Here is a 22,846-nt window from a genome sequence, read left to right as displayed (position 1 = left end):
CAATGCCCCGCCGGGACGGGCGGGGTGGGTAGACTGACGCTCGTGGGTATGGCGATGCTATTCGAGATGTTTCTGTTCCAGGCGCTGAGTATTGTCGCGCTGGTGCTGGCGGCGTGGGCTTTTGTCGACAGCCTGCGCCACCCGGCGAACAACTACGTCCGCGAGGGCAAGCGCACCAAGGGGTTCTGGATGGCGATGGCCGGCGGGTCCGCCGTCGTCTGCCTCCTGAGCTTCATCGGCGGTGGCAGCGGGGGAATCCTGCAGCTGATCGCGGCCTGCATCGCCGGCGTTTACCTCGCCGACGTCCGGCCGAACGTCTCCGGCAAGGGCACGGGCTACTACAACTACTAGGCCCGGCGGCTACGCCCGGCCCAAGGCTCCCGTGCGCGGGGCGACACACTCCCAGTCCACCGTGATCTCGCCGAGGCGCCACCGCCCGGCGCCGTCCCGCACCGGCCAGTCCGCCGCCTTGAGCACCGCGCACATCGCCATCCACCGCTGCCGGTACCCGTAGGGCGCCAGCGGGGCGGCCGCCAGCCACGCGGCGTCGGCCGCGCGCAGGAAGCCGTGGACGCGCTCGCCCGGAACGTTTCGGTGGATCAGCGCCTTCGGCAACCGGTCCGCGACGTCCGAGGGCAGCGCGAAACCGCCGAACCGCATCGACACCGTCAGGGTGCGCGGCCCGGCCGCGTCGACCGCCACCCACGCCGCGCGTCGCCCGATCTCGTCGCAGGTTCCCTCCACGAGCAGTCCGTGGTCCGCGAGCCGGCCGGTGAGCGCGTCCCAGATTCCCGGAACGTCGTCCTCGCTGTACTGCCGCAGCACATTGAACGCCCGGATCAGGACGGGATCCGGATCCACGGGCACTTCGAAGCCGCCGTGGCGGAACTCCAGCCCCTCGCGGGCCAGGGGCAGTGCGGCGGCGACCCGGTCCGGTTCGATCTCCAGCCCGAGGAGCCGGATGTCTGGCCGGACGGCGCGCAGGCGCTCGAAGAGTTCGACGGCTGTCGTCCCGGAAGCGCCGTAGCCCAGGTCGACCGCGACGGGTCCGGAAACCGCCTGGCGGAGACGCCAGCCCTGGGTGCCCGTGATCCAGCGGTCGACCCGACGCATCCGGTTGGGATTGGTGGTGCCGCGCGTGACGTTTCCGACGGGTCGCCCGGGACGCATCCGTCCACCGAGTCGCTGCGCCTTCTGCACCACGAGGCCATTCTAGTTCCAGGTCCGCGTCACGCTGGGCAACATCGCACCGGCCAAAGTTAGGATGGTGGCATGACCTACAACCTGATCCTGCTCCGCCACGGCCAGAGTGAGTGGAACCAGAAGAACCTGTTCACCGGCTGGTACGACGTCACGCTCACCGAGCTGGGACGCACCGAGGCCGTCCGCGGAGGCGAGCTGATCGCCGCCGAGGGGCTCCTGCCGGACGTCCTGCACACCTCGGTGCTCAAGCGCGCGATCATCACCGCGAACCTCGCGCTCGAGGCGGCGGACCGCTCGTGGATCCCGGTCCGCCGCGACTGGCGCCTGAACGAGCGCCACTACGGCGCGCTGCAGGGCAAGGACAAGGCGCAGACCCTCACCGAGTACGGCGAGGAGCAGTTCATGGAATGGCGCCGTTCCTACGACACCCCGCCGCCGCCGCTGGACGACGATTCGGAGTTCTCGCAGGCCAACGACCCGCGCTACGCGGACCTTGGCGATTCGGCCCCGCGGACCGAGTGCCTCAAGGACGTTCTCGAGCGGATGTTGCCGTACTGGGAGGAGGCCATCAAGCCGGACCTCGCCTCGGGAAAGACGGTCATCGTGGTCGCCCACGGCAACTCGCTGCGCGCGCTGGTCAAGCACCTGGACGGGATCAGCGACGAGGACATCGCCGGGCTGAACATCCCCACGGGCATCCCGCTGCACTACGAGTTGGACGAGGACTTCGCCCCGGTGGTCCGCGGAGGGAAGTACCTGGACCCCGCGGCCGCCGCCGAGTCCATCAAGGCCGTCGCCAACCAGGGACGGCACTAACCTCCACCCACGCACCGACGACGGCGCCCCTCCACCCCGCGGGGTGGAGGGGCGCCGCCGTGTGGTCCGGGGCTTGGGCGCCGCCCGGACGCAAACGGTTCGGCTAGGCCTCGGTCGCCGACGGATCCCATTCGCCGGTCACGAGGTAGGTGACCTTGCGGGCCACCGACACCCCGTGGTCGCCGTAGCGTTCCAGATAGCGGCTGGTCAGGGTCACATCCGCGGTGGTAGGTGCGGATTCGTTCCAAGAGGGAGCCGCGACCGCCTTGAAGACGCCGACATGCAGTTCGTCGATGCGCGCGTTCAGCGCGATGATCTCCTTGGCAATGGACAGCTCGCGGGTGGTCAGGAGCTCGCCGAGCTTCCGGGCGATCTGGATATCGATGTCCGCCATCTCGCGGAACACCGGGGCGATGCTCCCCGGAACCACCTTCTGCGGGAACCGCAGTCGCGCCAGCTGCGCGATGTGCCGGGCCAGATCGCCCATGCGCTCCAGCGAGGCGCTCATACGCAGCGAACCGACGATCATCCGCAGGTCCGAGGCGACGGGGCCCTGGAGCGCGAGGACGTCGATGGCGCGCTCGTCCAACTGGTTCTGGAGGAAGTCGATCTTGGCGTCCCCGGCGATGACTTCCTGCGCGATCTCGGTGTCCGCGTTCTCGAAGGACTCGAATGCCCTGTCCATGGCCTCGGCCACGAGTTCCGACATGTGGGTGAGCTCCTCGCCGATCGACTGGAGCTCGGCCTGGAAAACCTTACGCACTGGCGCGTCCTTTCATTGCTGCCCAACCGCCGATCCGCAGATGGAACGGTCCTATTCAACGCTCACTGTGACAGTACTAGATGAACCGTCGTGCCCGCGGAAGTGAACGTTGCGTGAACCGGCCGCCTCCACGGGACACATGGCGGTTCGCCGGGAATCGCTGGCGCTACGCTGGGTGCGTGGATGAAGCGTGGATCGTTGTCGTGTCGGGCCTGTTGGGCCTCGCCCTCGGCGTCGCCGGCCTTCTTGCCTACCGCGTCAGCCAGCGGGGGCGGGTCGATCTGGGGGACGTCGGGGAACCGACCCTGCCCGAGGGCGCCGCGGAGATCCTCTCCGTCATCGGCCGTGCCTTCGTGGTGGTGGACGACGTCGACGGAGTGGTCCGCGCCAACCCCGCCGCCTACGCCTTCGGCCTCGTCCGCGGGCATACCATGGTCCACATGGAACTGCTGGCCCTCGCCCGCGCCGTGCGGTCCGACGGCGTCATCGAGGAGCGGCAGTTCGAGTTGCCGCGCGGCCCGCTCGGCCAGGGGACCATCGTCGTGCACGTCCGCGTGGCGCCGCTTGGCGACGAGTACATCCTTCTGCTGGCCGACGACCGCACCGAGATCACCCGGACCGAGGCCATCCGGACCGACTTCGTCGCCAACGTGTCCCACGAGCTCAAGACCCCCGTCGGCGCGATCTCGCTGCTGGCCGAGGCCATGGAGGGCGCGGCGGGCGACGAGGTGGCCATCCGCCGGTTCGCGATGCGGCTCCACAAGGAGGCGGGACGGCTCGGCTCGCTGGTCCAGGACATCATCGAACTGTCGCGGCTGCAGGGCGCCGACGTCCTGCAGCAGGGTCACCGCGTGGACCTCAACGAGGTCATCACGGAGGCGGTGGACCGCAACAAGCTGCCGGCGGAGGCCAAGAACATCTCGATCTCGCTGGGTGGTCGGGCGGAGGAGCCCGTCTACGGGGACCCGGACCTGCTGATGATCGCGTTCCGGAACCTGATCGACAACGCCATCAGGTACTCGCCGGACGGCACCACCGTGGGAGTGGGCCTGCGGTCCCGCGACGGGCTGGTGCAGGTGTCCGTGACGGACAAGGGCCAGGGGATCCCGCGCGACGAGCAGGACCGCATCTTCGAACGGTTCTACCGTGTGGACGCCGCGCGTTCGCGGCAGACCGGCGGAACCGGCCTGGGGCTGAGCATCGTGAAGCACGTGATTTCCAACCACGGAGGCGAGGTGACGGTGTGGTCCCAGCCCGGGCAGGGATCCACCTTCACCGTCCGCCTGCCGGTGTTTGAGGAGGGCTCAGAGGCGGACGAACCGTCCGTCGGGGCGCAAGGCACGGGCACGATTGGTGCCACGCAACAAGGAGGCAGGATTTGACCCGCATTCTGGTGGTTGAGGACGAGGAGTCGTTGAGCGACCCGCTGTCCTACCTTCTGGAGAAAGAAGGATTCGAGGTGCAGGTCGTGGACAACGGCCTCGATGCGATCGTGGAGTTCGACCGGCTGGGGGCGGACCTCGTGCTGTTGGACCTGATGCTTCCCGGTCAGCCGGGAACCGAGGTGTGCCGCCAGCTCCGTCAGCGTTCCGGGGTTCCGGTCATCATGCTCACGGCCAAGGACTCGGAGATCGACAAGGTCGTGGGACTCGAATTGGGGGCGGACGACTACGTGACGAAGCCCTACTCGTCGCGGGAACTCCTGGCCCGGGTGCGCGCCGTGCTCCGCCGCCAGGGCGAATCCGAGGACCTGGTGACCGCGACGGTGCAGGCCGGACCGGTGCGGATGGATGTGGAACGCCACGTGGTGAGCGTCGGCGGCCAGTCCGTTTCGCTGCCGCTGAAGGAATTCGAGCTGTTGGAGATGCTCCTGCGCAACTCCGGCCGCGTGCTCACGCGCGGACAGTTGATCGACAGGGTCTGGGGTTCGGACTACGTGGGGGACACCAAGACCCTCGACGTGCACGTCAAGCGGCTGCGTTCGAAGATCGAACCCGACCCTTCCAACCCCACGCACCTCGTGACGGTGCGTGGGCTCGGCTACAAGTTCGAGGCCTGAAGGCGCTCGTCGAAGCCATAAGGAAGGGTCCCGCAACCACCGGTTGCGGGACCCTTGCTTGTGGCGTGGTGGCCCTAGTGGGCTTCCTCGGTCTCCTCGTGCGGAGCCAGGTGCTCGACCGTGGACTCGTCGTAGCCGCCGGGAAGGTACGGGCGGTATTCGGCCAGGGCCCCGTTGACCACCGGGATGGACTGCTGCGTGGAGGCGCCCGAGACCGCCATGCGGACGCTGGTCAGCGCGCCGGGCTCCGCGCCGGAATTGGGCACGATCGTCTTGTTCGCATCGTCCTCGAGCTTCTTGGTGCTGTCCGCCGGAACGTCGATCGAGACGGTGTTTTCGGCAACCTCCAGCGTGATCGTCAGCGGGGCATCGGTGGAGTTGATGAGGCTGCCGATCAGGCGCGCCTCCTCGTCGGCGGAGTTCGCCACCAGCATCATGTTCCGTCCCTGGATGCCCGCGATGTCGACCGAGAAGCCATCAGAGGGAGCGTACTGCATGGTGGTGGCCTGCGGGTTGATGGCGGCGCAACCCGTGGCGCCGAGTGCCATCGTTGCCAGGGCGGCGGCCGCGACGGCGCGGCGCCCGCGGAACTTCTGTGCGGTGATCACGGCACAAACTCCTCATTACGTTCGAGTCTGGTGGGTCCGTCGCCGGCGGGTGGCCCGCGGGCGACGGTATTCACCCTTAGCCTAATCGGTTTCACCACAAATGTAGGACTCGGTGGTGGCCGGTGACGCCGCGCGGACCCCGCGAAGGGGGATTATGCTCCCGTTCCCGCCCCGTCGCCCAGCAACTCGCCGATGTTTCCACCACTTTCGTGATAAACTTGAGGTCGGGAAAGGGGATTATCCACATGGTTTTTGAGGTTGGCGAAACGGTTGTTTACCCTCACCACGGGGCGGCGATGATCGAAGAGATCAAGATGCGCACCATCAAGGGCGAAGAGAAGATGTACCTCAAGCTCAAGGTGGCGCAGGGCGATCTGACAATTGAGGTTCCGGCGGAAAACGTCGATCTGGTGGGCGTCCGCGACGTCGTCGGCCAGGAGGGTCTGGAGCACGTCTTCGACGTCCTCCGTGCCGAGTTCACGGAAGAGCCGACCAACTGGTCCCGCCGTTACAAGGCAAACCTGGAGAAGCTGGCTTCCGGAGACGTGATCAAGGTCGCAGAGGTCGTTCGCGACCTGTGGCGCCGGGACCACGACCGCGGCCTCTCCGCCGGCGAGAAGCGCATGCTGTCCAAGGCGCGCCAGATCCTCATCAGCGAACTGGCCCTGGCCAAGAAGCTGGACGAAGAGAAGGCCGAAAGCGTCCTCGACGAGGTGCTGGCCTCCTAGGGGCGTCTCCTTCAGGATTCGGGCCCGTCCACCACACGGTGGGCGGGCCCTTCGCGTGCCCGCCGCCGGTAGGCTGGTCGCGTGCCCGACAACCAACCTCCCCACGCGGCGCCCGGTCCCGACCCGGAGCCCTCCGCCGAGCCTCCCGCCCGGCACTCCGTCGAGTCATGCCAAGCCGAATCCTCCGCCCAAGACGGCGCCGCCGCGGTCGTGGTGGTCGCCGCCGGATCCGGGACGCGCCTCGGCCACGGAATCCCCAAGGCCCTGGTCCCGCTGGCCGGACGCCCCTTGCTCGCGCACGCACTCGACGGCGTGCTGGCCTCGGGTGTGGCGTCCCGCATCGTCGTGGTGCTGCCGCCGGGGGACACCGAACTGACGCGCGTCTGCGCCGGCTATGCGGATCGCGGGGTCGTCGCGGTCGACGGCGGCGCTACGCGCAACGAATCTGTCCGTGCGGGCCTCGGGGCGGTCGGCGACGGCGCCGACGTCGTCCTGGTCCACGACGCGGCCCGCTGCCTGACCCCGCCCGCCGTCTTCCGCGAGGTCCTCGCCGCGCTCCGGGCCGGGGCCGACGCCGCCGTCCCGGCGGTTCCGGTGGTGGACACCGTCAAGCTGGCCGCCGCGTCGGCGCGGACGGCCATCGCGGCCGAAACCGTCGCCGCGACCCCCGACCGCTCGGGGCTGCGCGCCGTCCAGACGCCGCAGGGTTTCCGGTTGGCCCCGCTCCTGGCGGCCCACGAGGCCGCGGCCGGTTGGGACGCGCTGCGGGCGGCTGCCGTCACCGACGACGCGCTACTGATGGAGTCCCGCGGCGTGGACGTCTATCTGGTGCGCGGCGCCGCCGAGTCACTCAAGATCACCACCCCACTGGACCTGCTGCTGGCGGAGGCAATGGTCGCCAACGGCTACGAGGAGACCCCATGAGCAGCGCGCCCCCACCGGCAGGAACCACGATTCCGCGCACGGGCATCGGCGTGGACGTGCACGCCTTCGAGGAGACCGGCGCCGCGGAGACGCGCGGGCTCTGGCTGGCCGGTCTGCACTGGCCGGGCGAGCGCGGACTCACCGGGCATTCCGACGGCGACGCCGTGGCCCACGCGGCCTGCGACGCGCTGTTCTCCGCCGCCGGCATCGGCGACCTCGGCACGCACTTCGGCACGGGCCGCCCGGAGTTCGCCGGCGCGTCCGGCGCGAGACTGCTGGGGGAGGCCGCCCGCCTGGTGCGCGCGGCCGGCTTCGAGATCGGCAACGTCGCGGTGCAGTTCGTGGGCAACCGCCCCAAGTTCGGGCCGCGCCGCTCCGAGGCCGACGCCGCCCTCACCGCCGCCGCCGGGGCGCCGGTCACCGTCACCGCGACGACGTCGGACGGACTCGGCTACGAGGGTGAGGCGCGCGGCATCACCGCCTACGCGACAGCGCTGGTGTACCGCACCGCCTGACCGGGGGCCGCCGCACAGCGGATAACCTTGACCGGTGAGCATCCGTTTTTACGACACCAAACAGGCGCAGGTGCGCGACTTCGTTCCGCTGGTCCCCGGCCGGGTGAGCCTCTACTACTGCGGCGCCACCGTGCAGGGCATGCCGCACGTCGGGCACATCCGGTCCGCGATCGCCTTCGACATCCTGGTCCGTTGGCTCGAACACCGCGGCCACCGGGTGGACGTGGTGCGCAACGTGACCGACATCGACGACAAGATCCTCGAGAAGTCCGCGGCCTCGTTCGCCGCCGGTTTCGAGACGGACGGCGTCTATCTGCCCGAGGAGGAGTGGTACGCGCTCGCCTACCGCTTCGAGCAGGAATTCGCGCGCGCGTACGGCTTGCTGGGCGTGCGGAAGCCGACCTACGAGCCGCGCGCCACCGGCCACATCACGGAGATGCACGACCTGGTGCGGCGCCTGATCGACGCCGGCCACGCCTACCCCGCCACCGACGACTCCGGCGACGTCTACTTCGACGTCCGTTCCTTCGCCGCCTACGGCGCCCTGACCCGGCAGAACGTCGACGACATGCAGGCCGCGGCCGACGCCGACCCGCGGGGCAAACGCGATCCGCGCGACTTCGCGCTGTGGAAGGGACACAAGGCCGGCGAACCGAAGACGGCCTCCTGGCCGAGCCCCTGGGGACGCGGCCGTCCGGGCTGGCATCTGGAATGCTCCGCCATGGTCACCAAGTACCTCGGCACCGAGTTCGACATCCACGGCGGCGGGCTGGACCTGCGGTTCCCGCACCACGAGAACGAACTCGCCCAGTCCGCCGCGGCGGGCCACGGCTTCGCCAACTTCTGGATGCACAACGGCATGGTCACGTACGAGGGCGAGAAGATGTCGAAGTCCATCGGCAACACCGTCTCCCCCGGGGACATGCTGGCCCTCGCCGGACCGCGCGTGGTGCGCTACTTCCTGGGGCAGGCGCACTACCGGTCGCAGCTGGACTACCGGCCGAGCTCTCTCGCCGAGGCCGGAGCCGCCGTCGCGCGCATCGACACCTTCGTGTCCAACGCCCTGGGCCGCACCCACGTGACCGGCCCGGGCGGCGAGTCCGGTTTCGTCGCGCCCCCCTCGGAGGTCACCGAAGAGTTCGCGGCCGCCATGGACGACGACCTGAACGTCCCGCAGGCCCTGGCGGCGCTCCACGACACCGTCCGCCGTGGCAACACCGCACTGGCCGCCGGCGATCTGGACGCCGCCGACGTCGCCCTGCGGCAGGTGATGGCGATGACGCGCGTGCTGGGGCTGGACGACGCCGTCGATCCGGCGGCCGCCACGGACGGTGCCGGCCGGGCGGCGCTCGAGGTGCTCGTGGACGCGCAGCTGGAGGCCCGCGCCGCGGCGAGGTCCGCGAAGGACTGGGCCCGCGCGGACGGCATCCGCGACACGCTCGCGGCCGCGGGCATCGTCGTCGAGGACTCCGCCGACGGGGCCCGGTGGTCGCTGGGTTAGTGTCCCGGGGCACCCGTCGCCCGTGAATGCGGGTTGGGCTGTAAAATGGTTACCGGTAGGCATCGCAGCCACCGCGCGATTCCCCCCAAAACCCCATCCCAAGGATTTTTCCCCATGGCAACACCCAAACGCCCCGGCACCGTACGCAAGACCAAGAAGGGCCCCAACGTGGGCACCGGTGGCCACGGCCGCAAGTCCCTCGAGGGCAAGGGTCCCACACCCAAGGCCGAGGACCGGACCTACCACAAGGCCTACCGCACCAAGCAGCTCGGCGAGCGTGCCGCGGCCAAGTCCGGCGCCGGCGCGCGCGCCGGCGGACGCCCGGGCGGCCGGCAGGGCAAGGGCGGTAAGCCGGCCGAGGAAATGGTCACCGGGCGCAACTCCGTGGTCGAGTCGCTGCGCGCCGGCATTCCCGCGAAGGCGCTGTACGTCGCCATCCGGATCGACGTCGACGACCGCGTCCGCGAGTCGCTGAAGATGGCCGCCGAGCGCGGCATCCCGGTCATGGAGACCGGCAAGCCCGAACTGGACCGGATGACCGACGACGCCATCCACCAGGGACTGGCGCTGCAGATCCCGCCGTACGACTACCCGGACGCGCTGGAGCTCGTCGAGGAGACGGTCGCCAAGGCCGGCAAGGGTTACATCTCCAACGCGCCGCTGTTCGTGGCCCTCGACGGCATCACCGACCCGCGCAACCTCGGCGCGATCATCCGCTCCGTCTCCGCGTTCAGCGGGCACGGCGTGATCGTGCCGGAGCGACGCTCGGTGGGCCTGACGGCGTCGGCCTGGAAGACCAGCGCCGGGGCCGCGGTGCGCGTTCCGGTCGCCCGCGCGACCAACCTGACCAGCACCATCAAGGCCATGAAGGCGCTCGGGGTTTACGTGGTGGGCCTGGACGGCGACGGCGACGTGTCGCTGCCGGAACTGGGCCTCGCGACGGAGCCGCTGTGCATCGTCGTCGGATCCGAGGGCAAGGGACTCTCGCGGCTGGTCCGCGAAACCTGCGACCAGATCGTCTCCATCCCCATCGACTCCGGCATGGAGTCCCTGAACGCCTCCATGGCCGTGGGCATCTCGCTCTACGAAGTTTCGCGCCGCCGGGCCTAGGCCCGGACGCCATGGCACAGCCCACCGAGGAGATCCCCTTGCGACTTCGCCACGCCGAGGCGCACTTTTCGCGCGCCTTCCCGCTGGGAGTCGCGGACGCGGCGCCGGGGCTGAGCCACGTGCCCGACGCCGTCAACGTCGCCGTGTACGCCCCGGGGCTCGAGGCCGTCGACGTCTGGTATTCCGACCCCGCCGGCCTCATGGTCTCCGCGCCCCTGTTCGACTTCAGCGACGGTGTGCACCACGGTCGCGTCGAGGGGCTGCGTCACGGGGCGCGGTACGCATTCTGGGACCGCGGCGCGGACCTGCCCGGGCACGGTCAGCTGCTGGTGGACCCCTACGCCAGGGCGTTGGAAACGGACGACGACGGCGTGCACTGGGGCATCCACGTCGCTACCGGCTTCGACTGGGGAAACGACGCCCGGCCGCACGTGCCGTGGCGGGACACGGTGGTCTACGAGGCCCACGTCAAGGGACAGACCAAGCTGCACCCGGACATCCCGGAGGAGCTCCGCGGCACCTACGCCGGTTTCGCGCATCCCGTGATGATCGAGCACCTTCAGTCGCTCGGCGTCACCACCGTGGAGCTGCTGCCGATCCACTTCCACGTGGACGAACCGCACCTGCAGGAGTTGGGCCTGCCCAACTACTGGGGCTACAACACCCTGGGCTTCTTCGCCCCGCACGGCGAGTACGCGACCGCCGCGGCCCGGGCCGCGGGTCCGAAGGCGGTGCAGGACGAGTTCAAGGGCATGGTCAAGCTGTTGCACGCGGCGGGCATCGAGGTGGTCCTCGACGTCGTGTTCAACCACACGGCCGAGGGCGGCAAGGACCAGCGCGCCCTGTCCTGGCGGGGACTGGCGGACCGGCAGTACTACCGGCACGACGCCGACGGCAACTACTTCGACACCACCGGCTGCGGCAACACGCTGAACTTCAACGAGCCGGCCGTGGTGCGGATGGCCATGGACTCGCTGCGCCTGTGGGTGGAGGAGTACCACGTCGACGGGTTCCGGTTCGACCTCGCCGTGTCCCTGGGCCGCGACGGCAACAACCACTTCACGCCGCAGCACCCGTTCTTCGTCGCGCTCGGTGCCGACAAGGCGATGACCGGTGTCAAGCTGATCTCCGAACCGTGGGACGTTTCCATGGGGGGCTGGCAGACGGGCCGCTTCCCGCGCGGCTTCGCAGACTGGAACGACCGCTACCGCGACACGGTCCGCGACTTCTGGTTCGCCGACAGGGCCTCGTTGGAGGCCGGGCACCAGGGCGGATCCGTGGCCCGCCTGGCCGGCGTGCTCGCCGGATCGCGGGAACTCTTCGCCCCGTCCGGGCGCGGACCGCTGGCATCCGTCAACTTCGTCACGGCGCACGACGGCTTCACCCTGCGGGACCTCGTGAGCTACGACCGAAAGCACAACGAGGACAACGGCGAAGAGAACCGCGACGGGCACAACCACAACCGCAGCTACAACCACGGCGTGGAGGGAGCGACCGGCGACGGCGCCGTCTCGGCCGCCCGGCTGCAGACCGCCTCGAACGCCATGGCGACCCTGCTGCTGTCGCTGGGCGTCCCGATGATCACCGCCGGCGACGAGATCGGCAAGACGCAGGAGGGCAACAACAACGCCTACTGCCAGGACAACGAAATGACGTGGCTGGACTGGACCCTCACGGAGGAACAGCGCGCCATGTTCGCGACCACCAGGGCGCTTTCGCGCATCCGGCGCGAATTCATGGCCGGGCAGCCGTACAACTATCCCGCGCGGGATAACAGCGCCTACATGCTGTGGTTCGACGAGCACGGCCGGCCGATGCCGCAGGACGCGTGGTCCAACCCTGGCACGCGACTGGTGCAGTTGCTGATGGGCAGCCCCGCCGGACAGATCGACGGGCTCATCGTCTTCAACGGCTCCCTGGAGCACCGCACCATCCTCATGCCCGAGGAGGCGTCGCTGAAGGACTTTGAAACCGTGGAGCACGTGCCTTCCACGTTCGATCTCCGGTTCAGCACCGCTCCCGAGGCGCGCAGCCGCCGCGGGACGACTCTGCGGGCCGGGGAGCGCGAACGGATCGAGGGCTATTCGGTCACGGTGTACCGCGCGACGCCCTAGTGGCGTACTACGAGTCTCCGGCGTTCGCGACGAGGCCCAGCTCGGCATCCGACGTCAGCGCCGGGTGCCGCGGCACCACGCGGACGCCGTACCCGAAGGCCCCCGGGCGCTCCAGCGTGAGCGTCCCGGTGAACAGGTGCCGGCCGTTGCCCAGATCCTCCGCGGGGGACAGGTCGGAGACCACGGTCCCGACCAGCTCGTCGGATTCGAGCACCGAGCCGTGTACGGCCTGGACCGCGATGTCCTCCGGCGCGAGCCCGTCCAGCCGGACGTACGTGTTGACGCGGAACTCATCGCCGATGCGCGGCTGCTCGGAGATCCCGACCGAATCCACGTGCTCGACGACGACGCCCGGCCACGAGGCGCGGATGCGTCCGGTGTACTCGGCCAGCGCGCGCGCCCCGGCGTGTCCGTCGGCGGCCGCGGCCCGCCCCGACCCCGCGGCCGGAACGTAGAGCTGGTTGACGTAGTCCCGCACCATCCGCGTCGCGGCGACCTGCGGGCCCAGGTGAGCCAGCGTGTGCTTGATCATGCGCACCCATTGGCGCGGAACGCCGTCGTACTCGGCCTGCGACGGGCCGGCGGCCCCGGCGGCGCCGGAATCCTCGGCCCCGTAGAACCTGGGGGCCACGTTGTTCTCGATCAGCGCGTACAACGCCGCCGCCTCGAGGTCGTCGCGCTGTTCCACGGATGCCCCGGGCGGCGCGGTGGGGATGGCCCAGCCGTTGTCGCCGTCGAACATCTCGTCCCACCAGCCGTCGAGCACCGACAGGTTGAGCCCGCCGTTGATGGCGGCCTTCATGCCGGAGGTTCCGCAGGCCTCGAGCGGCCGCAGCGGGTTGTTCAGCCACACGTCGCATCCCGGGAAGAGGGTGCGCGCCATGCGCATGTCGTAGTTCGGCAGGAACACGATCCGGTGCCGGACCTCGGGGTCGTCCGTGAACCGGACCAGGTCCTGGATCATCTTCTTTCCGGCCTCGTCCGCGGGGTGCGACTTGCCGGCGATCACGATCTGGATCGGCCGCGTCGGGTGAAGCAGCAGCGCCTTGAGCCGGTCGGGGTCGCGCAGCATCAGGGTGAGGCGCTTGTAGGTCGGTACGCGGCGGGCGAATCCCATGGTCAGGACGTCGGGATCCAGCACCGACCGCGTCCAGCCGAGTTCGCTTTCCGTGGCGCCGCGCTTGAGCCAGGAGGACCGCAGCCGCGCGCGGACGTCCTCGATCAGCTGGACGCGCAGGTTGCGCCGCAGCGCCCAGAGGTCCTCGTCGGGAACGTCTGTGGCGCGGCCCCATTCGCCGGCCTCCACGGCCTCGTCGCCGAACTGCCTGCGGGCGAACGCGAGCACCTGGGGGTCCACCCAAGTGGGGACGTGCACGCCGTTGGTGACCGAGGCGATCGGCACCTCGTCGACGTCGAATCCGGTCCAGAGCCCGGAGAACATGCCACGCGAGACGCGCCCGTGCAGCTTGGCGACGCCGTTGGCCCGCTGCGCGAGGCGCAGCCCCATGACAGCCATGTTGAACGTCGCGGGATCGCCGCCGGGGTAGTTCTCGGCGCCGAGGCCGAGGATGCCGTCCACCGGAACGCCCGGGGCCAGCCCAGCGCGGAGGAAGTGGCCTACCTGTAGCGACTCGAAACGGTCGATCCCCGCGGGGACCGGCGTGTGCGTGGTGAAGACCGTGGACGCCCTGACCGCCGCGAGTGCCTCGGCCCAGGACAGCCCGCCGTCCATCAGTTCGCGGATGCGCTCCACGCCCAGGAACCCGGCATGGCCCTCGTTGGTGTGGAAGACCTCGGGGGCGGCGGCGCCGGTGAGCCGCTCGAACGCGCGCAGCGCCTTGACGCCGCCCATGCCCAGCAGCAGTTCCTGTTGGAGCCGGTGGTCCCCGCCGCCGCCGTACAGGCGGTCGGTCACGGCGCGTGCCGCGTCGTCGTTGGTGGGAATGTCGGCGTCGAGCAGCAGCAGGGGCACGCGTCCGACGTCGGCGCGCCAGATCTGAGCGCGCAGCTGGCGGTCCCCGGGCAGGGGCAGGGAGACGACGGCGGGCGTGCCGTCCTCCTCGCGCAGAAGCGAGAGCGGCAGGCCGTGCGGATCCAGGATCGGGTAGGTCTCCTGCTGCCACGCGTCGCGGGAGAGTGACTGCTTGAAGTAACCGGCCTGGTAGAGGAGTCCGACGCCGACGATCGGCACGCCGAGGTCGCTGGCGGTCTTGAGGTGGTCGCCGGCGAGAATGCCGAGACCGCCGGAGTATTGCGGCAGCGCCGCTGTGATGCCGTATTCGGGGGAGAAGTACGCAATGGATCGCGGCGCGGATCCGTCGAGGCCCTGGTACCAGCGAGGCCTCTCGAGGTAGCGCCTGAGGTCCTCCACCTGCGACTGCACGCGGGACACGAAGTCCGCGTCGGCGGCCAAGACGTCCAGCCTGGCGCGGTCGAAGCGGCCCAAGAGCGCCACGGGGTCCTCGTGCGCGGCTTCCCATTCCACCGGATCCAGATCGCGGAACAGGCGCGCGGTCGGTTCGTGCCAAGACCAGCGCAGGTTGGCGGCGAGGGTGCCGAGCCCGGCGATCGGCTCGGGCAGGACGGTGCGGACGGTAAATCGTCGGATGGCCTTCACCCTGTGAACGGTAGCGCAGATGCGCCCCGTGTGGGTTTCGTCTCGGTAAACGATGCGCAAAGCGCGTTTATCCTTGGCCTTTGTGACGGATAGTCGCTAGCGTCTACAGGGTGACTAAAGGACAGCAAGCCAGATTCGGCCGCATTCCGGTGACCAACGTCCAACCCGTGGTGGAGGGCGGCCACTTTGCGGCCAAGGCCATTCCGGGGGAGGACGTGCTGGTCTCCGCCACCGCCTTCCGTGAGGGGCACGATTCCGTGGGTGTGACGGCGGTACTCTACGGACCCGACGGCGCCGAGACCCAGCGTGTCCGCATGGCTGCCGGGGCTCCGGGCACCGATTCCTGGCATGCCCGTCTCCAGCCATCCGCGGTAGGGGCATGGGAGTTCGAGGTGGAGGCCTGGGACGATCCCTACGGCACATGGCACCACGCCGCGACGGTGAAGATCGACGCCGGCATCGACGTGGACCTGATGCTCGCCGAGGGGGCCAAGCTGTTCGGCGAGGCCGCCGACGGCCACCCGGACGCGCGCGGCGCCGACGTCCTGCGGGCGGCCGCCGCCACCCTTTCCGACCGTGAGCGGGACACCGGCGCCCGCCTGGCCGCGGGGGAGTCCCCGGAGGTCCTCGCCGTGCTCGATGCACATCCGGTGCGCCGGCTGGTCACGTACAGCGGCCGTTTCCCGATCAACGTGGAGCGCGAACGCGCCGGACGCGGCGCCTGGTACGAGTTCTTCCCCCGTTCCGAGGGAGCCGTCTACCACCCGGAGACCGGTGCGCACACGTCGGGCAACTTCACCACCGCCGCCCGGCGGCTGGACGCCGTAGCCGCCATGGGCTTCGACGTCATCTACCTTCCGCCGATCCACCCGATCGGCCGCGCCCACCGCAAGGGTCCCAACAACACGCTTGTCGCCGGGGAGAACGACCCCGGTTCCCCGTGGGCGATCGGCGCCGCCGAGGGTGGCCACGACGCCATCCATCCGGACCTCGGGACCAAGGAGGACTTCGCCGCTTTCGTGGCGCGCGCCAACGAGCTGAACCTCGAAGTGGCGCTGGACCTGGCGCTGCAGGCCTCGCCCGACCACCCGTGGGTCACCGAGCACCCGGAGTGGTTCACGACCCGCGCCGACGGCAGCATCGCCTACGCGGAAAACCCGCCGAAGAAGTACCAGGACATCTATCCGCTGAACTTCGACAACGACCCCGCCGGGCTCTCCAAGGAGATCCTGCGCATCGTCCTGCTCTGGGTGGACCGCGGGGTGCGGATCTTCCGCGTGGACAATCCGCACACCAAGCCGGTCGCCTTCTGGGAGTGGTTGATCTCCCGCGTCGAGGCGCGGCGCCCCGGCGTCGTTTTCCTGGCCGAGGCGTTCACCCGCCCGGCCATGATGCACGCTCTCGGACGCGCCGGATTCCAGCAGTCCTACACGTACTTCACCTGGCGGAACACCAAGACGGAGCTGGAGGAGTACTTCCAGGAGGTCAGCCACGAGAGCCCCGCGTACTTCCGGCCCAACTTCTTCGTCAACACGCCGGACATCCTCACGGAGTACCTGCAGTTCGGCGGCCCCGCGGCCTTCAAGATTCGCGCCGTCCTCGCGTCCATGGCCAGCCCGCTCTGGGGCGTCTACGCCGGCTACGAGCTGTTCGAACACGTGGCCCGCCCGGGCGCGGAGGAGAACATCGACAACGAGAAGTTCCAGTACAAGACGCGGGACTTCGACGCCGCCGAGGCCGAGGGACGCTCGCTGGCGCCCTACCTGACCCGGCTGAACCACATCCGCCGCGCGCACCCGGCGCTCGGCGACCTGCAGAACCTAGTCGTGCACGCGTCCTCGGACGACGCCACCGTGGTCTTCTCCAAGACCAAGGAGACGGTGCCCGACGGCGCCGACGGGCCCGTGCGCGACACGATCATCGTGGTCGTGAACGTCGACCCCCACGGTGCCAGGGAGGGTACGGTCACGCTGGACCTGGACGAGCTGCGCCTGCACCCGGGGGACCTCGACGGCGACGGCCGCTTCGTCGTCGACGACCTGATCAGCGGAGAGTCCTACCGCTGGGGACAGCACAACTACGTCCGGCTCGATCCGCACGCGGAGCCCGCCCACATCCTGCACCTGAGGAGAAACGCATAGTGGCCAATCCCTATCAGTTGAACGCGCCCGGGCTCGCCCACGATCCGCAATGGCACCGCAAGGCCGTTTTCTACGAGGTCCTGGTCAGGGCCTTCGCCGACGGGAACGGCGACGGCAGCGGCGACCTGGCCGGCCTGATCGACAAGCTCGACTACCTGCAGTGGCTGGGCATCGACTGCCTCTGGGTGCCGCCGTTCTTCAAGTCGCCCCTGCGCGACGGCGGCTACGACATCGCCGACTACTACGACGTCCTGGACGAGTTCGGCACGATCGGGGACTTCCGCCGCCTCGTCTCCGAGGCGCACGCGCGCGGCCTTCGGATCGTGATCGACCTGCCCATGAACCACACCTCGGACGAGCACCCGTGGTTCCAGGCCTCGCGCAGCGACCCGGAGGGAGAGTACGGGGACTTCTACGTCTGGAGCGACACGGACGAGCTGTATTCGGACGCGCGCATCATCTTCGTGGACACCGAGGAGTCGAACTGGACGTTCGACCCCATCCGCCGGCAGTTCTTCTGGCACCGCTTCTTCCACCACCAGCCGGACCTCAACTTCGAGAATCCCAAGGTCCACGAGGCGATGTTCGACGTCGTCCGCTTCTGGCTGGACCTGGGGGTGGACGGCTTCCGCGCCGACGCCATCCCGTACCTCTTCGAGGAGGACGGGACCAACTGCGAGAACCTGCCGCCGACGCACGCGTTCCTCCGGGACCTGCGCCGCATGGTCGACGAGGAGTACCCCGGCAGGATCATCATCGCCGAGGCCAACCAGCCGCCCTTCGAGGTGGTCGAGTACTTCGGCACCGCCGAGGAACCGGAATGCCACATGTGCTTCCACTTCCCGATCATGCCGAAGCTCTACTACGCCCTGCGCGACCAGTTGGCGGCCCCGATCATCCAGACCATGGAGGAGACGCCGGACATCCCGGTCGGCACGCAGTGGGGGACGTTCCTGCGGAACCACGACGAATTGACCCTGGAGATGGTCACGTCCGAGGAGCGCGAGGCCATGCTCGGCTGGTACGCCCCGGATTCGCGCATGCGCGCGAATGTCGGCATCCGCCGTCGCCTGGCGCCGCTGCTGGACAACTCCCGCGCCGAGCTGGAACTCATCCATGCCCTGCTGCTGGCGCTGCCGGGCAGCCCGTTCCTGTACTACGGGGACGAGATCGGCATGGGCGACAACATCTGGCTCGACGACCGCGACGCCTCCCGGACACCGATGCAGTGGAACCCGGACCGCAACGCGGGATTCTCCACCGCGGATCCGGGCAAGCTGTACCTGCCGGTTGTCAGTTCGCTGATCTTCAACTTCACCAATGTCAACGTGGAGCAGCAGCTGGCCCACAGCGGATCCATGCTGCACTGGATCCGCCAGGTCCTCGGCGTGCGCCGCGAGCACCCGGTGTTCGGCATCGGAACCTACCGGAACGTGCGCGCCAGCGCTCCGAGCGTCCTGGCCTTCCTGCGCGAGCTGCCGGCCGACGCCGGCGAGGACTTCGAGGGCGAGGCGATCCTGTGCATCTACAACCTGTCCAGGCACCCGGCGTCCACGGAACTCGACCTGTCCGAATTCGCCGGCCGCGGCCTGCGTGACGTCTTCGGCGGCAGCGTTTTTCCGGCCATCGGGTCCGACGGTAGGCTCGGGCTCACCTTGGGTTCGCAGGGCTTCTACTGGCTGCGACTCCGCTCCGCCCGTTCGGACGTCTATTCGCCCGCAACGCAGTCCATGCCACTGATCAAGCAGGAGGACCCCTCACGATGACGCCTCAGGACGCGCAGCTTCTCGACTTGCTCACCGGGTGGCTGCGCGGGCAGCGATGGTTCCCCGTTCGCGACGCGGACTTCGCGCTGCGGCGGGTCGGATCGGTCCGGCTCACCGACCCGCACGGCGAGGTCGACCTCGAATCCGTCCTGCTGGCAGTGGACGTGCCCCCGGCCGGCCCGGGAACGAACGCGGGGAACGACGCCGCGGCGCCGGATGCCGCCGTCGTGCACGTGCCGCTGTCCTTCCGGCTGACCCCGCTGGGGGCCGACGCCTCGTCCGAGGCGGCGCGCGATGCGGCGGACACCGCACTGATCGGCACCATCGAAGCCGGCGGACGCCGCTCGGCGTCGACCTGGTACGTCTACGACGGCACGCACGATCCCGCGTTCATCGCCGCGTGGCTGGAGCTGATGCGCACCTCCGGGACGGGCGACGGATTCGCCGGGCATCCGGCGGCGGGATTCGACGAACGCGCACCGCTGGAGCCGCCTCTGGCCGCCGGCGTGCTCGGCGGCGAGCAGTCCAACACGTCCGTGGTGGTCGAATCCGTGGAGGGCGACGTCATCGCGAAGTTCTTCCGTGTCCCCGCCGCCGGCACCAACCCCGACGTCGAACTCGGAGAACTGCTGACCGGGGGCGGATCGTTCGACGTCCCGCTGACCTTCGGCTCCGTCACCGCGCGGTGGGGGACCGCGGACGGCGAGGTCACCGGCGCGCTGGGCGTCCTGCGCGAGTTCATCGGCGGAAGCCAGGACGCCTGGCGCACGGCCAGCGTCGCGGCACTCGAGGGCGCCGAGTTCACCGGGGAGGCCGAGGAGATCGGCCGCGCCACCGCAAGGCTCCACCGGGACCTGGCACGCGTGGCCGGCGCGGGACAGGCGGACGCGGACGCCGTTTCGTCGCTGGTCGAAAGCCTGCGCCAGCGACTGGTGTGGGGCTGGCAGAAAGCCGGGTCCGCGGTCGGCGCGCTCGAGGGACCCTTCCGGCAGGTGCTCGGGCGCCTCGACGAGATCACCGAATTGCCTCCGCTACAGCGCATCCACGGCGACTACCACCTGGGCCAGGTGCTGCACGCCCCCACAAGGGGGTGGGTGGTCCTCGACTTCGAGGGCGAGCCGCTGCGCGCCGCCGGGGAACGGACCAGCCGCGACGTCGCGCTGCGCGACGTCGTCGGCATGCTGCGTTCCTTCGACTATGCCGCCGGGGTCGCCATCCGCAACGGAGACGGAACCCCGGAGTCGCTGCGGTCGGCGACGGAGTGGGCCAAGCGGTCCCGCCGCGCCTTCCTCGCCGGGTACGAGGCCGAGTCCGGCGAGCCGGTGGACACGGAATCCCCCCTGTTCCTGGCCCTGTGGCTGGACAAGGCGTTGTACGAGGTTGTCTATGAGCTGCAGAACAGGCCGTCGTGGGTTCAGGTCCCGGCGTCCGCCGTCCAGGAGGTGCTGTCCACCATGACCGCGAACGAGAACACCGAACCGCAGGGGCGCAACGAAACCGCGGTCGAGGCAACCCGACCGGCCGGCGTGGCCGCGCGGCCGGCACCCCAGGGACCCCTGCCGGTCGATGGCCACGTGCTCTCCGCCGTCGCCCACGGTGCGCACCACGCGCCCCACGCGGTGCTGGGCGCGCACTTGGACGACTACGGACACGTCACCGTCCGAACGCTGCGCCGGCTGGCCCGCGAGGTCACCGTCGTGACGGCCGACGGACGCCACCCGATGCGGCACGAACACGAGGGAATCTGGGTGGCGGTCCTGCCCGCCTCGGACCGCGAAGGCCACGTTCCCGACTACCGCCTCGAGGTCGCGTACGGCGAGGACGAGCCCCACCTGGCCGACGACCCGTACCGCTACCTGCCCACCCTCGGCGAGGTCGACCTCCACCTCATCGCCGAGGGGCGGCACGAGAAGCTGTGGTCCGCATTGGGCGCCCACGTGCGGCGCTACCACTCGACGCTTGGCGACAGCACCGGAACCAGCTTCGCCGTCTGGGCCCCCAACGCCCGGGCCGTCAGGATCAAGGGGGACTTCAACAACTGGGACGCGACTCCGCACGCGATGCGCTCGCTGGGCCACTCCGGCGTGTGGGAACTGTTCATCCCGGGCGTCGGCGCCGGGGCCGTCTACAAGTTCGAGCTCCTGGGTCCGGACGGGCATTGGCGCGAGAAGGCCGACCCCATGGCGCGGCACACCGAGATCCCGCCGCTGACCGGTTCGGTGGTGACCGAGTCGTCCTACGGCTTCAACGACGGGGAGTGGATGGGCCGCCGCGGCGCGAGCGATCCGCACAACGCGCCGATGAGCGTGTACGAGGTGCACCTCGGGTCCTGGCGGGTTGGGCTGTCCTACCGCGAGCTCGCGGACCAGCTGGCGGAGTACGTGAGCTGGCAGGGATTCACCCACGTCGAGTTCATGCCGGTCGCCGAGCACCCGTTCGGCGGATCGTGGGGATACCAGGTCACGTCCTACTACGCGCCGACGTCCCGCTTCGGGCACCCGGACGACTTCCGGTACCTCGTGGACAAGCTGCACCAGGCCGGAATCGGCGTCATCCTCGACTGGGTCCCGGCGCACTTCCCCAAGGACGAGTGGGCGCTGGCCAAGTTCGACGGCATGACGCTGTACGAGCACGCGGACCCGCGCCTTGGCGAGCACCCCGACTGGGGGACGCTGATCTTCGACTTCGGCCGGAACGAGGTGCGCAACTTCCTCGTGGCCAACGCGCTCTACTGGCTGACCGAGTTCCACATCGACGGCCTGCGCGTTGACGCCGTCGCCTCGATGCTTTACCTGGACTACTCGCGCGAGGAAGGCCAGTGGGTGCCGAACGTGCACGGCGGGCGCGAGAACCTCGAGGCCATCCGGTTCCTGCAGGAGGCAACGGCCACGGCGTACCGGGTGGCGCCCGGCACGGTCATGATCGCGGAGGAGTCGACGGCGTTCGACGGCGTCACGCGCGCCACGTCCGACGGCGGCCTGGGCTTCGGCATCAAGTGGAACATGGGCTGGATGCACGACTCGCTGGAGTACATCGGCGAGGATCCGATCAACCGCATGCACCACCACCACAAGATGACGTTCTCCCTGGCGTACGCATGGACCGAGAACTTCCTCCTGCCGATCAGTCACGACGAGGTGGTCCACGGGAAGGGCTCGCTGCTGCGGCGCATGCCCGGGGACCGCTGGCGGCAGCTGGCGCAGGTGCGCGCATACCTCGCCTACCAGTGGGCGCACCCCGGCAAGCAGCTCATCTTCATGGGCACCGAGTTCGCGCAGGAAGCCGAGTGGAGCGAGCAGCACGGGCTCGACTGGTGGCTGGCCGACACGCACCAGCACCGCGGGGTTCAGTTGGCGGTCCGCAAGCTCAACGAGGTCTACCGGTCCTCGCCCGCACTCTGGGAACGGGACAATGATCCGTCCGGCTTCGAATGGATCGAGTCGCAGGACGGCGCCGGCAACACGCTGGCGTTCATCCGCCGCGACGCCGCCGGCCACCCGTTGGTGTGCGTCGCCAATTTCTCTGGGGAGCCGCGGCACGACTACCGGCTCGGACTGCCCCTGGCCGGCGCGTGGACCGAGGCCGTGAACACCGATGCCCGGGAGTACGGGGGGTCGGGTGTCGACAACGGCGGCACGGTGATCGCGGAAGCCGGAGGGCACCAAGGCCAGCCCGCGCACGCGGTGCTCACCCTCCCGCCACTGGGAGTGCTCTACCTCACTCCGCCGGATTCCCCGGCAGAATAGGACGACACCGGAATCCCGGGGCCAACGGCCCCGGGATTCCGCGCTTTTCCGGCCCTCGCCCCAACGGGTACCCCCGATTTGGCGTGGGGCGAAAGTGGGCGTATAGTTTTGTTCCGCGCCGGTCGCCGAAAGAATCCCGAAAGGGAGAAAAGCCTTCCATTGGAAAGCATCGGGACCACGCAAAAACCACTCGAAAAACTGGTCCGGATGTCGAATTGACACCGGGGAGGCGGAC

The 22,846-nt window shown here is 69.5% G+C and carries 17 protein-coding genes; 13 read left to right on the top strand and 4 right to left on the bottom strand.

Going from position 1 to position 22,846, the window contains the following annotated elements; genetic code table 11:
- The first annotated feature begins 48 nt into the window (after positions 1–48).
- On the top strand, positions 49–351 hold the full coding sequence (locus tag ACHAAJ_RS14310; protein ID WP_435728908.1) for a DUF2516 family protein: 303 nt from the start codon (positions 49–51) through the stop codon (positions 349–351).
- Between the two features lie 9 nt (positions 352–360).
- Here ACHAAJ_RS14310 and ACHAAJ_RS14305 read toward each other — a convergent pair whose 3' ends face one another.
- Positions 361–1,203 carry a class I SAM-dependent methyltransferase gene (locus tag ACHAAJ_RS14305; protein WP_435728906.1) on the bottom strand — a complete coding sequence of 281 codons (843 nt, stop codon included), beginning with the start codon at positions 1,201–1,203 and terminating at the stop codon, positions 361–363.
- 69 nt (positions 1,204–1,272) lie between these two features.
- Here ACHAAJ_RS14305 and ACHAAJ_RS14300 point away from each other — a divergent pair, with 69 nt between their 5' ends.
- Positions 1,273–2,019, top strand: coding sequence for a phosphoglyceromutase (locus ACHAAJ_RS14300; protein ID WP_435728904.1), 747 nt, complete (start codon positions 1,273–1,275; stop codon positions 2,017–2,019).
- Between the two features lie 103 nt (positions 2,020–2,122).
- Here the strand turns inward: ACHAAJ_RS14300 and phoU are convergent, their stop codons facing one another.
- Entirely contained in the window at positions 2,123–2,782 is a 660-nt protein-coding gene (gene phoU / locus ACHAAJ_RS14295) for a phosphate signaling complex protein PhoU (RefSeq protein WP_435728902.1), read from the bottom strand.
- Positions 2,783–2,961: 179 nt separating this feature from the next.
- Here phoU and ACHAAJ_RS14290 point away from each other — a divergent pair, with 179 nt between their 5' ends.
- Both ACHAAJ_RS14290 and ACHAAJ_RS14285 read left to right on the top strand, forming a co-directional pair.
- Positions 2,962–4,164 carry a sensor histidine kinase gene (locus ACHAAJ_RS14290; protein WP_435728900.1) on the top strand — a complete coding sequence of 401 codons (1,203 nt, stop codon included), beginning with the start codon at positions 2,962–2,964 and terminating at the stop codon, positions 4,162–4,164.
- Positions 4,161–4,841 carry a winged helix-turn-helix domain-containing protein gene (locus tag ACHAAJ_RS14285; RefSeq protein WP_435728898.1) on the top strand — a complete coding sequence of 227 codons (681 nt, stop codon included), beginning with the start codon at positions 4,161–4,163 and terminating at the stop codon, positions 4,839–4,841. The genes ACHAAJ_RS14290 and ACHAAJ_RS14285 overlap by 4 nt, the downstream gene beginning before the upstream one ends.
- Positions 4,842–4,915: 74 nt before the next feature.
- Here ACHAAJ_RS14285 and ACHAAJ_RS14280 read toward each other — a convergent pair whose 3' ends face one another.
- Positions 4,916–5,449: a hypothetical protein gene (locus ACHAAJ_RS14280; RefSeq protein WP_435728896.1), complete on the bottom strand. Its 534-nt coding sequence runs from the start codon at positions 5,447–5,449 to the stop codon at positions 4,916–4,918.
- Positions 5,450–5,694: 245 nt separating this feature from the next.
- Here ACHAAJ_RS14280 and ACHAAJ_RS14275 point away from each other — a divergent pair, with 245 nt between their 5' ends.
- The 6 genes from ACHAAJ_RS14275 (at position 5,695) to glgX (ending at position 12,341) form a co-directional block, all read left to right on the top strand.
- The gene (locus tag ACHAAJ_RS14275; protein ID WP_149956482.1) at positions 5,695–6,177 is read left to right on the top strand and encodes a CarD family transcriptional regulator; all 483 of its coding nucleotides are present in this window, start codon (positions 5,695–5,697) and stop codon (positions 6,175–6,177) included.
- An 81-nt stretch (positions 6,178–6,258) separates the two neighbouring features.
- Positions 6,259–7,101, top strand: coding sequence for a 2-C-methyl-D-erythritol 4-phosphate cytidylyltransferase (ispD, locus tag ACHAAJ_RS14270; RefSeq protein ID WP_435728894.1), 843 nt, complete (start codon positions 6,259–6,261; stop codon positions 7,099–7,101).
- On the top strand, positions 7,098–7,616 hold the full coding sequence (gene ispF, locus ACHAAJ_RS14265) for a 2-C-methyl-D-erythritol 2,4-cyclodiphosphate synthase (protein WP_435728892.1): 519 nt from the start codon (positions 7,098–7,100) through the stop codon (positions 7,614–7,616). Before ispD ends, ispF begins: the two co-directional genes overlap by 4 nt.
- A 34-nt stretch (positions 7,617–7,650) precedes the next feature.
- Positions 7,651–9,117 carry a cysteine--tRNA ligase gene (cysS, locus tag ACHAAJ_RS14260; protein ID WP_435728890.1) on the top strand — a complete coding sequence of 489 codons (1,467 nt, stop codon included), beginning with the start codon at positions 7,651–7,653 and terminating at the stop codon, positions 9,115–9,117.
- A gap of 114 nt (positions 9,118–9,231) precedes the next feature.
- Positions 9,232–10,227 (top strand): 23S rRNA (guanosine(2251)-2'-O)-methyltransferase RlmB, encoded by a 996-nt coding sequence (gene rlmB / locus ACHAAJ_RS14255; RefSeq protein ID WP_435728888.1) that lies wholly within the window; start codon positions 9,232–9,234, stop codon positions 10,225–10,227.
- An 11-nt stretch (positions 10,228–10,238) separates the two neighbouring features.
- Complete coding sequence (gene glgX / locus ACHAAJ_RS14250; protein ID WP_435728886.1) at positions 10,239–12,341, top strand: glycogen debranching protein GlgX; 2,103 nt, start codon at positions 10,239–10,241, stop codon at positions 12,339–12,341.
- 7 nt (positions 12,342–12,348) lie between these two features.
- Here glgX and glgP read toward each other — a convergent pair whose 3' ends face one another.
- Entirely contained in the window at positions 12,349–14,958 is a 2,610-nt protein-coding gene (gene glgP / locus ACHAAJ_RS14245) for an alpha-glucan family phosphorylase (protein WP_435728884.1), read from the bottom strand.
- Between the two features lie 110 nt (positions 14,959–15,068).
- On the opposite strand from glgP, the gene ACHAAJ_RS14240 reads away from it, so the two are divergent.
- Genes ACHAAJ_RS14240 through glgB form a run of 3 tightly spaced genes read left to right on the top strand, consistent with a single transcriptional unit; the run spans position 15,069 to position 22,611 of the window.
- Complete coding sequence (locus ACHAAJ_RS14240) at positions 15,069–17,099, top strand: alpha-1,4-glucan--maltose-1-phosphate maltosyltransferase (RefSeq protein ID WP_435728882.1); 2,031 nt, start codon at positions 15,069–15,071, stop codon at positions 17,097–17,099.
- On the top strand, positions 17,099–18,865 hold the full coding sequence (gene treS, locus ACHAAJ_RS14235) for a maltose alpha-D-glucosyltransferase (RefSeq protein WP_435728880.1): 1,767 nt from the start codon (positions 17,099–17,101) through the stop codon (positions 18,863–18,865). The genes ACHAAJ_RS14240 and treS overlap by 1 nt, the downstream gene beginning before the upstream one ends.
- Positions 18,862–22,611: a 1,4-alpha-glucan branching protein GlgB gene (glgB, locus tag ACHAAJ_RS14230; RefSeq protein WP_435728878.1), complete on the top strand. Its 3,750-nt coding sequence runs from the start codon at positions 18,862–18,864 to the stop codon at positions 22,609–22,611. The genes treS and glgB overlap by 4 nt, the downstream gene beginning before the upstream one ends.
- Positions 22,612–22,846 lie beyond the last annotated feature (235 nt).

Source organism: Arthrobacter arnarulunnguaqae (assembly GCF_051262515.1).
Taxonomy (GTDB): domain Bacteria; phylum Actinomycetota; class Actinomycetes; order Actinomycetales; family Micrococcaceae; genus Arthrobacter_N.
This window is presented reverse-complemented; position numbering and strand designations above follow the sequence as displayed.